The organism is Agromyces sp. NPDC056523, assembly GCF_042794545.1.
In the GTDB taxonomy this organism is placed as follows: Bacteria; Actinomycetota; Actinomycetes; order Actinomycetales; family Microbacteriaceae; genus Agromyces.
In genome coordinates this window covers 64,557-78,070 of record NZ_JBHTTM010000002.1, presented here as the reverse complement: position 1 = coordinate 78,070, position 13,514 = coordinate 64,557, and the positions used below count along the sequence as shown (strand labels likewise).

The following is a 13,514-nucleotide window of genomic DNA, read 5'->3' as shown; positions in this document are numbered from 1 at the left end:
GCAACGCTCCGGCCGGAACGGCCGACGCGCTCAGCGCGCCGCGAGCTCCTCGGCCACCAGGAACGCCAGCTCGAGCGACTGCATGTGGTTCAGCCGCGGGTCGCACAGCGACTCGTACCGAGTGGCGAGCGTCTCCTCGTCGATATGCTCGGAGCCGCCGAGGCACTCGGTGACGTCGTCGCCCGTGAGCTCGACGTGGATGCCGCCCGGGTGCGTGCCCGCGGCGCGGTGCGCCTCGAAGAAGCCCTTGACCTCGTCGACCACGTCATCGAACCGACGCGTCTTGTAGCCGGTGGGCGTCGTGATGCCGTTGCCGTGCATGGGGTCGGTCACCCACAGGGGGTTCGCGCCGCTGCGCGTGATCGCCTCGAGCAGCGGAGGCAGCGCATCGCGGATCTTCCCCGCGCCCATCCGGGTGATGAACGTGAGTCGCCCGGGCTCGCGATTCGGGTCGAGCTTCTCGACCAGCTCGAGCATGACCTCGGGCGTCGTGGTCGGGCCGAGCTTGACCCCGATCGGGTTGCGCACGCGCGAGAGGAAGTCGACGTGTGCGCCGTCGAGCTCGCGGGTGCGCTCGCCGATCCAGATGAAGTGCGCCGAGGTGTTGTAGGGCGTGCCGGTGCGCGAGTCGATGCGCGTCATCGGGCGCTCGTAGTCCATGAGCAGGCCCTCGTGACCCGTGTAGAACTCGGTGCGCTTGAGCTCGTCGAAGTCGGCCCCGCACGCATCCATGAACTTCACGGCGCGGTCGATCTCGCGCGCGAGCTTCTCGTAGCGGACGTTGGCCGGATTCGCGGCGAAACCCTGGTTCCAGGCGTGGACCTGTCGCAGGTCGGCGAAGCCGCCCTGGGTGAAGGCGCGGATCAGGTTCAGCGTGGACGCCGCCATGTGGTAGCCCTGCAGCAGGCGCGACGGGTCGGCAGCGCGGGACTCGGGCGTGAAGTCGTACCCGTTCACGATGTCGCCGCGGTAGGCCGGCAGCGTGACATCCCCCCGCGTCTCGGTGTCGCTGGAGCGGGGCTTGGCGAACTGGCCCGCCATCCGGCCCATCTTCACGACCGGCATGGACGCGCCGTACGTCAGCACCACCGCCATCTGCAGCACGGTCTTCACCCGGTTGCGGATCTGGTCGGCGGTCGCCCCCGCGAAGGTCTCGGCGCAGTCGCCGCCCTGCAGCAGGAATGCCTCACCGCGCGAGGCGGCGGCCAGCCGGTCGCGCAGCATGTCGACCTCGCCCGCGAACACGAGGGGCGGCAGCGTCGCCAGTTCGGCGGACGCCGCGTGCGCCGCCTCTGGATCGGGCCAGGCCGGCTGCTGCTTGATCGGCAGCGTGCGCCAATAGTCGAGGCCCGCGATCACGGAGGGATCTGCGTTCACGATGGGCTCGACGAGCTGTACCACTTGGTGTCCTGGGAGTTCGGGCGCAGTGCGCGCGGGGAATGGGAACGGGCGCCGCACGGGGCGACGCCGTACCGGCCAGCCTACCGCGACTGCGGAGCGCGTTGCTCCCGCACGGTGCTCGCGTAGACGTCCACGTACGGCTGGCGGCTGAGCGCCCGCAGGTCGTAGACGAGCTCGTCCGTCACGGAGCGCAACACGAACCGATCGCCCTCCATGCCGTGGAAGCGGCTGAAGTCGAGGGCGTCGCCGAACACGATGCCCACGCGCCGCACCTTCGGCAGCCGGGTTCCGATCGGCATGACCTCGGCCGTCCCGATCATCGCGACGGGCACGACCGGCACGCCGGCCTCGAGCACCATCCGCGCCACGCCGGTGCGACCGCGGTACAGGCGACCGTCGGGGCTGCGCGTGCCCTCGGGGTAGATCCCGAGGATGCGTCCCTCGCCCAGCACGCGCAGGCCGGTGTTGAGCGAGGCCTCCGACGCCTTGCCGCCCGATCGGTCGATCGGAAGCTGGCCGGCCGCCTGGAAGAAGACGCGCGTCGCCCACCCCTTGAGGCGCTTGCCGGTGAAGTACTCGCTCTTGGCGAGGAAGACGACCGGACGATCGACGACCAGCGGCAGGAAGATCGAGTCGATGAAGGACAGGTGGTTCGAGGCGAGGATCACGGGCCCGTCCTTGGGCACGTTCTCGAGGCCGACGACCCAGGGCCGGAAGATCGCGAGGAGGATCGGGCCGACCACGATGTGCTTCATGATCCAGTAGAACACCGGTGTCCTCCGTCTCGCCGAACGCCCGGCAGCCAGCCTAGTGCGCGACCGCTCAGGCGTGTTCCTCGACCCAGAGCCGCGCCAGGTCGGCCGCGCCCACCACGCCGGCGTCGTTGACGAGCTCGGCGATCACGAAGTCGGGCTCGGGGTGGTAGCCCCGCGCCGGAAGGTGCTCGAGGAAGGCCTCGCGGATCGGCGCGAGCAGCAGCTCCCCGGCGACCGCGACGCCGCCGCCGAAGACGAACCGCTGCGGATCGAGCACGGCCGACAGGCTCGCCGACGCCTGGCCGAGCCACTGGCCCAGCTGGCGCAGGGCGGCCACCGCGCCAGGGTCCTCGGCTCCGATGAGACCGCCGACGATGGCGCCGTCCAGGGCGCCGTGCTCCTCGCGCGCGCGGGCGAGCGCCTGGCCGATCCCGCCGGCATCGGCGATCTCGTTCGCCATCCGGAGGAGCGCCCTCCCCGACCCGTACTGCTCGAGGCATCCGTGCTGGCCGCACCCGCAGGCGATGCCGTTCGGCACGACCCGGAGGTGGCCGAGTTCGGCTCCTGCGCCGAATCCGCCGCGGAAGAGGCGATCGCCGGCGACGATCGCGCCGCCGACCCCGGTGCCGATCGTGAGCATGACCATGTCGCTCACCATCCGGCCCGCGCCGAAGCGGAACTCGGCCCACCCCGCCGCATTGGCGTCGTTCTCGACGACCACGGAGGCACCGACGCGCGCCTCGAGCTTCTCGCGGAAGGGCTCGTTGCGCCAGTCGATGTTGGGCGCGTAGTAGACCGTCGACTGCGCGGCGTCGATGAAGCCGGCCGCCGCGACGCCGACCGCCGAGACATCCGCTTCGTGGGAGAGCGTGCGGATCATCTTCACCACCGCATCCTCGAGCGCGGCGGCGTCGCCGGCGGGGGTCGGCACGCGCTCCGAGCGCACGATCGCGCCGAGCTCGTCGACCACGGCACCCGCGATCTTGGTGCCGCCGATGTCGATACCGATCGCAAGCGCCAATTGGGGGCCTTTCGGAGTGGGATCGTTTGGAGGGGGTGCACAAGCGTCCCGAGGCTGCCGGGGGCGCACCGACTAGAGTGTAGTCAACCCCAATGCCGAGGTTCGTGCCGCCCCGACGCATGTGCGACCCTCCCGGTGCCGAAGGAGCTACCGTGACCGAATTCGCCACAGCCCCACTCGTGGCCGCCGACCCCGACGCCAACACGACCGACCTGCTGGTCGAGCGGGCGAAGGCGACCCCCGACTCGGTGCTGTTCTCGCTGCCGACGTCCGACGGCGGGTGGAGCCCGGTCACCACGCGCGAGTTCCATGAGCAGGTCGTCCGCCTGGCGAAGGGCTTCGTCGCGGCCGGCATCCAGCCGGGCGACAAGGTGGGCCTCATGTGCAAGACCCGCTACGAGTGGACGCTCATCGACTTCGCGGCGTGGTTTGCGGGCGCCGTCCTGGTGCCGATCTACGAGACGAGCTCCCCCGCGCAGGTGCGCTGGAACCTCGGCGACTCGGGCGCCGTGGCCGTGATCCTCGAGACCGCCGACCACTTCGCGCGGTTCGACGAGGTGCACCCCGACCTCCCGGCCATCCGCAGCGCGTGGCAGATCGACCTCGGCGACCTCGACAAGCTCGTCGCCGCCGGCGCCGACGTGCCCGACGACGAGATCGAGCGCCGCCGCAACCTCGCGGTCGGGAGCGACATCGCGACCCTGATCTACACCTCGGGCTCGACCGGCAAGCCCAAGGGCTGCGTGCTCACCCACTCCAACTTCGTCGAGCTGTCCCGGAACGCCGCGGTCGCGCTCCAGGAGGTCGTGCTCGACCCCGACGGCGCGTCGACGCTGCTCTTCATCACGACCGCGCACGTGTTCGCGCGCTTCATCTCCGTGCTGTGCGTCCACGCCGGCGTGCGCGTGGGCCACCAACCCGACACGAAGCAGCTCCTGCCGTCGCTCGGCAGCTTCAAGCCGTCCTTCCTGCTCGCGGTGCCCCGCGTGTTCGAGAAGGTCTACAACGTCTCCGAGCAGAAGGCCGAGGCCGGCGGCAAGGGCAAGATCTTCCACGCCGCGGCCGAGACCGCGGTCGCCTACTCGACCGCCCAAGAGGCCGGTGGCAAGATCCCGCTCGGCCTGCGACTCAAGTTCGCCCTGTTCGACCGCCTGGTGTTCACCAAGCTGCGTCACGCGATGGGCGGCAACGTCAAGTACGCCGTCTCGGGTTCGGCCCCGCTCGGTCCGCGCCTGGGCCACTTCTACCACGCGCTCGGGATCACGATCCTCGAGGGCTACGGCCTGACCGAGACCACGGCTCCGGCCACCGTGAACCTCGTGACGAAGTCGAAGATCGGCACGGTCGGCCCCGCGCTCCCCGGCGTCTCGGTCCGCCTGGCCGACGACGGCGAGATCGAGGTCAAGGGCATCAACGTCTTCAAGGAGTACTGGAAGAACCCCGAGGCGACGGCGGACACCTTCAACGGCGACTGGTTCAAGACCGGCGACATCGGTACGTTCGACGCCGACGGGTTCCTCACGATCACCGGCCGCAAGAAGGAGATCATCGTCACGGCGGGCGGGAAGAACGTCGCCCCCGCCGCGCTCGAGGACCCGATCCGTGCCAACCCGCTCGTCGGCCAGGTCGTCGTGGTCGGCGACCAGAAGCCGTTCATCTCCGCGCTCGTGACGCTCGACCCCGAGATGCTGCCGGTGTGGCTCAACAACCATCACGAGGACGCCGGGATGAGCCTCGACGAGGCCACCACGAACCCGGCCGTGCTCGCTGAGGTGCAGCGCGCGATCGATACGGCCAACGAGCACGTCTCGCGGGCCGAGTCCATCCGCAAGTTCCGCATCCTGCCGATCGAGTTCACCGAGGCGAGCGGTCACCTGACGCCGAAGATGAGCATCAAGCGCAACGTGATCCTCGAGGACTTCGGGGCAGACATCGATGGCATGTACTCGGGCGCGCCCGCGACCGAGGGCCACTCGATCGTCAGCTGACGATTCCCGCACGACGACGGGGCTCCGCGATGATCGCGGAGCCCCGTCGTCGTCGTGCGGCGAGCGGATGTCGCATCCGCGCGCCGCGCGTTCAGAACCAGTCGGATTCTCGGACGGCCCGCATGGCCGCACGGCGTTCGTCCTTCTCGAGCCGGTCGAGGTAGACGATCCCGTCGAGGTGGTCGACCTCGTGCTGCAGCGCCTGGGCCATCAGTCCCTCCCCCGCGATCTCGACGACGTTGCCACCGAGGTCGATGCCGCGCACCCGGGCGAAGGGGCGCCGCGGCGTCTTGTGCCAGAGGCCCGGCACCGAGAGGCATCCCTCGTCGACGAGTTCGACGTCGCCGGAGGCCTCGACGATCTCGGGGTTGATCACGTACCCGACCTCGCCGTCGACGTTGTAGCTGAACACGCGCAGGTTCACGCCGATCTGGGGCGCGGCGACGCCGGCGCGGCCGGGCAGCCGGACGCTGTCGACGAGGTCGTCGACGAGGCCGCGCACGCGGTCGTCGACCTGCTCGACGGGTGCGGAGACGGTCTTCAGGACGGGGTCGCCGAACAGGCGAATGGGACGTTCCGGCAATGCTGCTCCGTGTTCGGGCCCGAGCACGTCGGGCAGGGTTCGAGCCCGTGCTCGACGGGCGGGGATCATCGTACGTGACGGATGGGCTCAGTGCCCGCGCTCGACCGGCAGGCCCTCGACCACCAGGGCGGCGAGCTCGCGGGCCGCGTGCTGCGTCACGGGCCGGAGGTCGCTCCAGTGCACCACCGATCCGGCCGCGAGTTGCGGGTCGTACGGCATCCGCACGATCTCGCGCACACGGGACTGGAAGTGCGCCTCGATCTCGTCGACCTTCACGAGATGCGTGCCCTGCGTGGCCAGGTTGATGGCGACCACGGCGTTGCGGACGAGTTCGCCGAATCCGTTGGCCTCGAGCCAAGTGAGCGTCTCGCTCGCCAGTCGCGCCTCGTCGACGCTGCCGCCCGAGACGACGACGATCGAGTCGGCTCGCTGCAGCGTGGCCCGCATGACGGAGTGCACGATGCCCGTGCCGCAGTCGGTGAGGACTAGCGAGTAGTAGCGGGCGGCGAGCCCGGCGACGACGTTGTAGTCGTCGGCGTCGAACGCTTCGCTGAGCGTCGGGTCGGTGTCGGAGGCGAGGATGTCCAGGCGCGTCTCGTCGCGGGAGACGAACTTCGAGAAGTCGGTGTAGCCGCCGATCGACGAGGCCTTCGCGACCACGTCGCGCACCGTCTCGCGCGTCTGGCGGTCGACGCGTTCGGCGAGCGTGCCGCGATCGGGATTGGCGTCGATCGCGATCACCCGGTCGTCGCGCGCATCGGCGAGTGCCATGCCGAGGAGTGCCGTCACCGTGGTCTTCCCGACCCCGCCCTTGCGAGTGAGCACCGGCACGAACCGCGCTCCGCCTTCGAAGCGACGCCTGATCCGCTCGTTCATCGCCTTGTGGGCTCGGACCTTCGCCGAATCCCCGAGGTTCACGACGTGCAGCGTCGCCTCATAGAGGAAGCGGTTGAGTCCGCCCTGAGGCGCAGGGCGCGTCGTGCGGTTGAGGTCGATGAGCCGGTCGGGCGTCAACGAGTCGGGCGTCTCGGGAACCTCGGCGGGGAGGAGGTCGGTGCCGGTCTCCTCGACGATCGCCACGTGGGCACCGGTGTCGGTGGTCACGCGTTCGCGACGCAGCCGGGAGGCGTCGGAGGCGAGCAGCGCGCTGTACGGCGAGGCATCGCGACCCGCCGTACGCCGATAGCCGCCGTGCGAGGTGGACGCCGCGAGCACCTCGACCGAGGTCGTTCCCGTGGTGACGGCCCCGAAGTCGCCAGGGTCGATCGCCACGTCGTCGATGGCCACGGCGACCTCGTCGTCGGGCATCTGCGGGGCCGGCGCGGGCGGGAGGTCGACGCGGACATCCACCGGCTCGCGGTCGGCGGCGTGCGCCCCTCCGGCGTCGGCGGAGCGCTCGGTGCTGCGGGAACGTGGGCGGCGGGCAACCGGGCCCGTCTCGTCATCGTGTTCAGCCACCGATTCCTCCTCGGGGGTGCGGAACGCTCCCGAGTCTATCGTGGGCGCACGACGACGAGCAGATCACCCGCCTCCACCTGCTGCGTCTTCGGGATCGCGACGCGCTCGACGACGCCCGCGACGGGCGACGTGATCGCCGCCTCCATCTTCATCGCCTCGATGGATGCCACGGCCTGGCCGGCCGCGATCTCGGCGTCCGGCTCGACCTGCAGGGTGACCACGCCCGAGAACGGAGCGGCGATCTGGCCCGGCTGCGATGCATCCGCCTTCTCTGCGGCACGGCTCTCGACCGTGATGCTGCGATCGCGGACGAACACCGGACGCAACTGGCCGTTGAGGATCGTCATGACGGTGCGCATGCCCTTGTCGTCGGCCTCGCCGATCGCCTCGAGGCCGGCGTAGAGCCGCACGCCGCGGGCGATCTCGACCACGTGCTCGGACCCCGGCCGCAGCCCGTAGAGGTAGTCGGCGGTGTCGATGACCGAGAGGTCGCCGAACAGCTCTCTGATCTGCTCGAACTGCCGGGTCGGTGCGGGGAACAGCAGCGCGTTCAGCAATGCGCGACGCTCGTCGCCGGCCTCCTCGAGTCCGCGACGCTGGGCGTGCGTCAGCTCGGTGACCCCCACGCGGATGTCGCGTCCTGCGAGCACCTTCGATCGGAAGGGCTCGGGCCACCCGCCCGGGAGGTCGCCGAGCTCGCCGGCCATGAAGCCGATGACGGAGTCGGGCACGTCGTACTTGTCGGGATTTGCGGCGAAGTCCGCCGGATCGGCCTTCACGGCCGCGAGGTGCAGGGCGAGGTCGCCGACGACCTTCGACGAGGGCGTCACTTTGGGAACGCGGCCGAGGATCTCGTTCGCGGCGGCGTACATGTCCTCGATGAGCTCGAAGTCGTCGGCCAGGCCGAGCGCGATGGCCTGCTGGCGGAGGTTCGACAGCTGGCCGCCCGGGATCTCGTGGTGGTACACGCGGCCGGTGGGACCGGGAAGACCGGATTCGAACGGCCGGTAGAGACGACGCACCGCCTCCCAGTACGGCTCGAGGTCGGAGACGGCGTCGAGCGAGATGCCCGTGTCGCGCTCGGTGTGCGCGAGCGCGGCCACGAGCGACGAGGCGGATGGCTGGCTGGTCGTGCCCGCCATGGGCGCGCTGGCGACGTCGACCGCGTCGACCCCGGCGCGACTGGCGGCCAGCAGCGTCGCGAGCTGTCCGCCGGCGGTGTCGTGGGTGTGCAGGTGCACCGGCAGCTCGAACCGATCCCGCAGCGCGGCGACGAGCTTCTCGGCGGCCGCGGGGCGCAGCAGGCCGGCCATGTCCTTGATGGCGAGGATGTGAGCGCCGGCGGCGACGATGTCGTCGGCGAGCCGGAGGTAGTAGTCGAGGGTGTAGAGGTCCTCGGCCGGGTCGAGCAGGTCGCCCGTGTAGCAGACGGCCACCTCGGCGATCGAGCTGCCCGTGGCGAGCACCGCGTCGATCGCGGGCCGCATCTGCGAGACGTCGTTGAGCGCGTCGAAGATGCGGAAGATGTCGACGCCGGTGGCGGCCGCCTCGTCGACGAAGGCGTCGGTGACCTCGGTCGGGTACGGCGTGTAGCCGACCGTGTTGCGGCCACGCAGCAGCATCTGGATGTTGATGTTGGGCAGGGCCTCGCGCAGCGAGGCGAGCCGCTCCCAGGGGTCTTCGCCGAGGAACCTGAGGGCGACGTCGTAGGTCGCCCCGCCCCATGCCTCGACCGAGAGCAGCTCGGGTGTGAGGCGCGCGACGTACGGCGCGACCGCGACGAGGTCCCGGGTGCGCACCCGGGTCGCGAGCAGCGACTGGTGCGCGTCGCGGAACGTGGTCTCGGTCACCGCGAGGGGCGTCTGGGCTCGCAGGGCCGACGCGAACCCGGCGGGCCCGAGCTCGAGCAGCCGCTGGCGGGAGCCGGCCGGCGCCGGTTGCGTGAAGTCGATGTCGGGCAGCTTCTCGACCGGGGTGACCGAGGTCGGCGCCGGCCCGTTGGGCTGGTTCACCGTGACATCCGCCAGCCAGTTCAGGATCTTCGTGCCGCGGTCCTTCGAGACCCGGCCGCGCACCAGCTGCGGGCGCTCGTCGATGAACGAGGTGCTGAGGTCGCCCGAGATGAACGACGGGTCGTCGAGCACGGCCTGCAGGAACGGGATGTTGGTGGAGACGCCTCGGATCCGGAACTCCGCGAGCGCGCGCTTGGCCCGCGTGACCGCCTGCGGGTAGTCGCGCCCGCGGCAGATGAGCTTGGCGAGCATCGAGTCGAAGTGCGGGCTGATCTGGGCGCCCGGATTCACCGTGCCGCCGTCGAGGCGGATGCCCGCTCCGCCCGGCGAGCGATAGGTCGTGATCTTGCCGGTGTCGGGGCGGAAGTTCGCGGTCGGATCCTCGGTCGTGATGCGGCACTGCAGGGCCGCACCGCGCAGCTGGATGCGGTCCTGCGTGAGGCCCAGGTCGGCGAGCGTCTCGCCGGCCGCGATGCGCATCTGGGCGACCACGAGGTCGACATCGGTGACCTCCTCGGTGACCGTGTGCTCGACCTGGATGCGGGGGTTCATCTCGATGAAGACGTGCTGCCCTGCGCGCTCGCCCGCGGTGTCGAGCAGGAACTCCACCGTGCCCGCGTTGACGTAGTCGATCGACTTCGCGAACGCGACCGCGTCGCGGTAGAGCGACTGCCGGATCTCGTCGGAGAGGTTGGGTGCCGGTGCGATCTCGACGACCTTCTGGTGGCGGCGCTGCACCGAGCAGTCGCGCTCGAACAGGTGCACGGTCTCGCCCGTGGCATCCGCGAGCACCTGCACCTCGATGTGACGGGGGCGGAGCACGGCCTGCTCGAGGAACATGGTCGGGTCGCCGAACGCGCTGTCGGCTTCGCGCATGGCCTCCTCGAGCGCACGGCGCAGGTCTTCCGGCCGGTCGACGCGTCGCATGCCGCGCCCGCCGCCGCCCGCGACCGCCTTCGCGAAGATCGGGAAGCCGATCCCATCGGCCTGCGCCAGGAGAGCCTCGACGTCGCGCGAGGGCTCGGTGGACTTCAGCACGGGCACCCCCGCCGCGATCGCCTGCTCCTTCGCGGTGACCTTGTTTCCGGCCATCTCGAGCACGCGCGTGGGCGGCCCGATGAACGTGATGCCCGCGTCGGCCGCGGCCTGCGCCAGCTCGGGGTTCTCGGAGAGGAAGCCGTAGCCGGGGTAGATCGCGTCGGCGCCCGATTCCTTCGCCACCCGGATGATCTCGGAGACGTCGAGGTAGGCGCGCACCGGATGGCCCGGCTCGCCGATCTGGTACGCCTCGTCGGCCTTCAGGCGGTGCAGCGAGTTGCGGTCCTCGTACGGGAAGACGGCGACGGTCTTTGCACCGAGCTCGACGGCGGCACGGAACGCCCGGATGGCGATCTCACCGCGATTGGCGACCAGGATCTTCGAGAACATGCAGGCCTTTCCGAATGGGGGACTTCCGCACAGCGAACATTTAGGTATCGCGTTGCGAGTAACGGTAACGTATTCGCTCGTGCACGTTCTCTCGGTCAGTTCCCTGAAGGGCGGTGTCGGCAAGACGACCGTCACCCTCGGACTGGCGTCGGCCGCCTTCGCCCGCGGCGTGCGCACGCTGGTCGTCGACCTCGATCCGCAGTCCGACGTCTCGACCGGCATGGACATCCAGGTCAGCGGTCACCTCAACGTCGCCGACGTGCTCGCGTCGCCGAAGGAGAAGATCGTCCGCTCGGCGATCGCGCCCAGCGGCTGGGCCCGATCGAACCCGCAGTCGACCATCGACGTCATGATCGGCAGCCCGTCCGCCATCAACTACGACGGGCCGCACCCGTCGATCCGCGACATCTGGAAGCTCGAGGAGGCGCTGGCCAACGTCGAGACCGACTACGAGCTGGTCCTCATCGACTGCGCCCCGTCCCTCAACGCGCTCACCCGCACCGCCTGGGCCGCCAGCGACCGCGTCGCCGTCGTGACCGAGCCGGGCCTGTTCTCGGTGGCCGCCGCCGACCGCGCGCTGCGCGCGATCGAGGAGATCCGCCGCGGCCTCTCCCCCCGGCTGCAGCCGCTCGGCATCATCGTGAACCGGGCGCGGGTGCAGTCGCTCGAGCACCAGTTCCGCATCAAGGAGCTGCGCGACATGTTCGGCCCGCTCGTGCTGAGCCCGCAGCTGCCCGAGCGCACGTCGCTGCAGCAGGCGCAGGGCGCCGCGAAGCCGCTTCACATGTGGCCGGGCGAGAGCGCAGAAGAGATGTCGGCGCACTTCGACCAGCTGCTCGAGCGCGTCCTCCGCACCGCACGGATCGGCGACTACGCGCCGGCTCCGGGCGCGCGACTCGAGCTCGATTCCGGCAGCCGCTGACGATCCGCTCGGGCGGCGTCACGCGGCGTCACACGACGCGGTCGTCAGGCGAGCGGATGCCGCGACGGCGACGCGTTCAGGAGATCTTGCGGTTCGACCGACCGCGGCGGGCGGCGAGCTCGTCGACGTGGTCGGCCTGCTGGGTGTCGAGCTCGACGAGCGTGGACTCCACCTCGCGGAGCACCTTGCCGACGGCGATGCCGAACACGCCCTGGCCGCGGTTGACGAGGTCGATGACCTCGTCATCGGACGTGCAGAGGTAGACACTGGCGCCGTCGCTCATGAGCGTCGTCTGGGCGAGGTCGTCGATGCCGGCCTCGCGGAGCTGGGTGACGGCCACGCGGATCTGCTGGAGCGAGATGCCGGTGTCGAGCAGCCGCTTCACGAGCTTCAGCACGAGGATGTCGCGGAATCCGTACAGCCGCTGCGAACCGGAGCCGGCCGCACCGCGCACGGTGGGTTCCACGAGTTCGGTGCGCGCCCAGTAGTCGAGCTGGCGGTAGCTGATGCCCGCCGCCCGAGCCGCCACGGCGCCCCGGTAGCCGGTGCCGTCGTCGTGCTCGGGAAGCCCGTCGGTGAAGAGCAATCCGAGGTCGTAGCGCGTGCGTTCGCTCCGATCGAGCTCGCTCATCCGATCGCCCCTCACCTCTCGTCGGCGCCTCGACGGCGCGGGTCCCACGCTACCCACGCGCGGCATCGGAGTCGAGGACATCGGGCCGAACGTCACGGCGTGTCGCCGGTCGGTCGATCGGCTCAGCGCGAGAGGCCGTCGAGGGCGCGCTGGAGGACGCTCCCGTGGACCACGGCGAGGTGGTCGGCGAGCTCTCGCGCGCGTTCTGCGGTGCGCGCGCGGCCGGCTGCGTCGGGGCGCCGCTCGGGCGCGATGGCCTGTTCGATCAGCGCGGCCTCGCGCTCGGCGGCCGCCCTCAGGCCGCGCAGGTGCCGCGGCTCGATGCCCACCGCGCGCAGGGCGGCGAGCGCCCGCAACGCGTCGAGCGCGTCACGGCCGTACACGTCGGCCGGGCGGATCACCGAGGCCGCGATGGCGTCGTCGAGCAGGTTCGGCGTGGCTCGCGCCTCGCGGATGAGCTCGTCGCGGGAGTAGCGGTTCGCGGTAGCTTGGACGGCCGCGGCGCTGACCGCGCCCGGCAGCGCCGGCGCCGACCCGGCGTCGACCGCCTCGAGATGGGCACGGATCACCTTGAGCGGGAGGTAGTGATCGCGCTGCATGGCGAGCACGAGGTGCAGCCGCTCGACGTCGGCCGGCGAGAACTTGCGATACCCCGCGGCCGTACGCGATGGGGTGACGAGCCCCTGCTCCTCGAGGAACCGCAGCTTCGACGGGGTCAGGTCGGGGAACTCCGGCTGGAGCTTCGCCAGGACCTGGCCGATGCCGAGCAGCGGCGGGGCGTGGGCCGGACGCCGCGCGGCGGCGCCCTCGGTCACCCGGTGCCCGCCGGCGAGAGGTCGCGTCGGGAGGCGTAGAACGTGAGGCGGTACTTGCCGATCTGGACCTCGGCGCCGTCGCTGAGCAGTGCGGTGTCGATGCGCACGCCGTCGAAGTAGGTGCCGTTGAGCGAATTGAGGTCGCGGACCTCGAACGCCGTGCGGTGGCGCACGAACTCGGCGTGCTTGCGGGAGACCGTCACGTCGTCGAGGAAGATGTCGGCGTCGGGATGGCGGCCGACTGTGGTGACATCGGTGTCGAGGAGGAATCGCGCTCCGGCGTTCGGCCCGCGGCGCACGATGAGCAGTGCCGACCCGGATGGCAGCGCGGCGATCGCCTCTTGCTCGGCGGCCGAGACGTCGCTGTCGAGCGCACTGAGCTGGGCCGCCGCCTCGCGGCTGAATCCCATCGTGGTGTCGTTCGCCGCGTTCATCTCGTGCGCGGAGGTCTGCGTGGAGGGCTCTCGCACCTCGTCGCCCGCACCGGCCTGGTTCATGTC

Annotated in this window: 11 protein-coding genes; 2 read left to right on the top strand and 9 right to left on the bottom strand. The window is 70.7% G+C overall.

The genetic code is table 11. From position 1 onward, the window contains the following. Positions 1 to 30: 30 nt before the first annotated feature. From ACFQ58_RS07345 to ACFQ58_RS07335, 3 genes are all read right to left on the bottom strand, one after another. Positions 31 to 1,359, bottom strand: a complete 1,329-nt coding sequence (locus ACFQ58_RS07345; RefSeq protein ID WP_376951104.1) for a class II 3-deoxy-7-phosphoheptulonate synthase — start codon at positions 1,357 to 1,359, stop codon at positions 31 to 33. 122 nt (positions 1,360 to 1,481) lie between these two features. Further along, the gene (locus tag ACFQ58_RS07340) at positions 1,482 to 2,171 is read right to left on the bottom strand and encodes a lysophospholipid acyltransferase family protein (protein ID WP_376950426.1); all 690 of its coding nucleotides are present in this window, start codon (positions 2,169 to 2,171) and stop codon (positions 1,482 to 1,484) included. Between the two features lie 52 nt (positions 2,172 to 2,223). Continuing rightward, positions 2,224 to 3,177 (bottom strand): ROK family glucokinase, encoded by a 954-nt coding sequence (locus ACFQ58_RS07335; RefSeq protein WP_376950425.1) that lies wholly within the window; start codon positions 3,175 to 3,177, stop codon positions 2,224 to 2,226. Positions 3,178 to 3,296: 119 nt separating this feature from the next. Here ACFQ58_RS07335 and ACFQ58_RS07330 point away from each other — a divergent pair, with 119 nt between their 5' ends. Beyond that, positions 3,297 to 5,165: an AMP-dependent synthetase/ligase gene (locus ACFQ58_RS07330; RefSeq protein ID WP_376951103.1), complete on the top strand. Its 1,869-nt coding sequence runs from the start codon at positions 3,297 to 3,299 to the stop codon at positions 5,163 to 5,165. 91 nt (positions 5,166 to 5,256) lie between these two features. Here the strand turns inward: ACFQ58_RS07330 and def are convergent, their stop codons facing one another. From def to ACFQ58_RS07315, 3 genes are all read right to left on the bottom strand, one after another. Continuing rightward, on the bottom strand, positions 5,257 to 5,748 hold the full coding sequence (gene def / locus ACFQ58_RS07325; protein ID WP_376950424.1) for a peptide deformylase: 492 nt from the start codon (positions 5,746 to 5,748) through the stop codon (positions 5,257 to 5,259). An 87-nt stretch (positions 5,749 to 5,835) separates the two neighbouring features. Then, positions 5,836 to 7,206, bottom strand: coding sequence for a MinD/ParA family protein (locus ACFQ58_RS07320; protein ID WP_376950423.1), 1,371 nt, complete (start codon positions 7,204 to 7,206; stop codon positions 5,836 to 5,838). A gap of 35 nt (positions 7,207 to 7,241) precedes the next feature. Beyond that, entirely contained in the window at positions 7,242 to 10,646 is a 3,405-nt protein-coding gene (locus tag ACFQ58_RS07315) for a pyruvate carboxylase (protein ID WP_376950422.1), read from the bottom strand. 79 nt (positions 10,647 to 10,725) lie between these two features. On the opposite strand from ACFQ58_RS07315, the gene ACFQ58_RS07310 reads away from it, so the two are divergent. Next, positions 10,726 to 11,568: a ParA family protein gene (locus ACFQ58_RS07310; RefSeq protein WP_376950421.1), complete on the top strand. Its 843-nt coding sequence runs from the start codon at positions 10,726 to 10,728 to the stop codon at positions 11,566 to 11,568. Positions 11,569 to 11,644: 76 nt separating this feature from the next. On the opposite strand, the gene ACFQ58_RS07305 is transcribed toward ACFQ58_RS07310, so the two are convergent. The 3 genes from ACFQ58_RS07305 to ACFQ58_RS07295 form a co-directional block, all read right to left on the bottom strand. Continuing rightward, a complete protein-coding gene (locus ACFQ58_RS07305; protein ID WP_376950420.1) occupies positions 11,645 to 12,199 on the bottom strand; it encodes a MerR family transcriptional regulator in 555 nt (184 codons plus the stop codon). Between the two features lie 122 nt (positions 12,200 to 12,321). Further along, positions 12,322 to 13,014, bottom strand: a complete 693-nt coding sequence (locus ACFQ58_RS07300) for a MerR family transcriptional regulator (protein ID WP_376950419.1) — start codon at positions 13,012 to 13,014, stop codon at positions 12,322 to 12,324. Continuing rightward, complete coding sequence (locus ACFQ58_RS07295) at positions 13,011 to 13,511, bottom strand: FHA domain-containing protein (RefSeq protein ID WP_376950418.1); 501 nt, start codon at positions 13,509 to 13,511, stop codon at positions 13,011 to 13,013. Before ACFQ58_RS07295 ends, ACFQ58_RS07300 begins: the two co-directional genes overlap by 4 nt. Between the last annotated feature and the right edge of the window lie 3 nt (positions 13,512 to 13,514).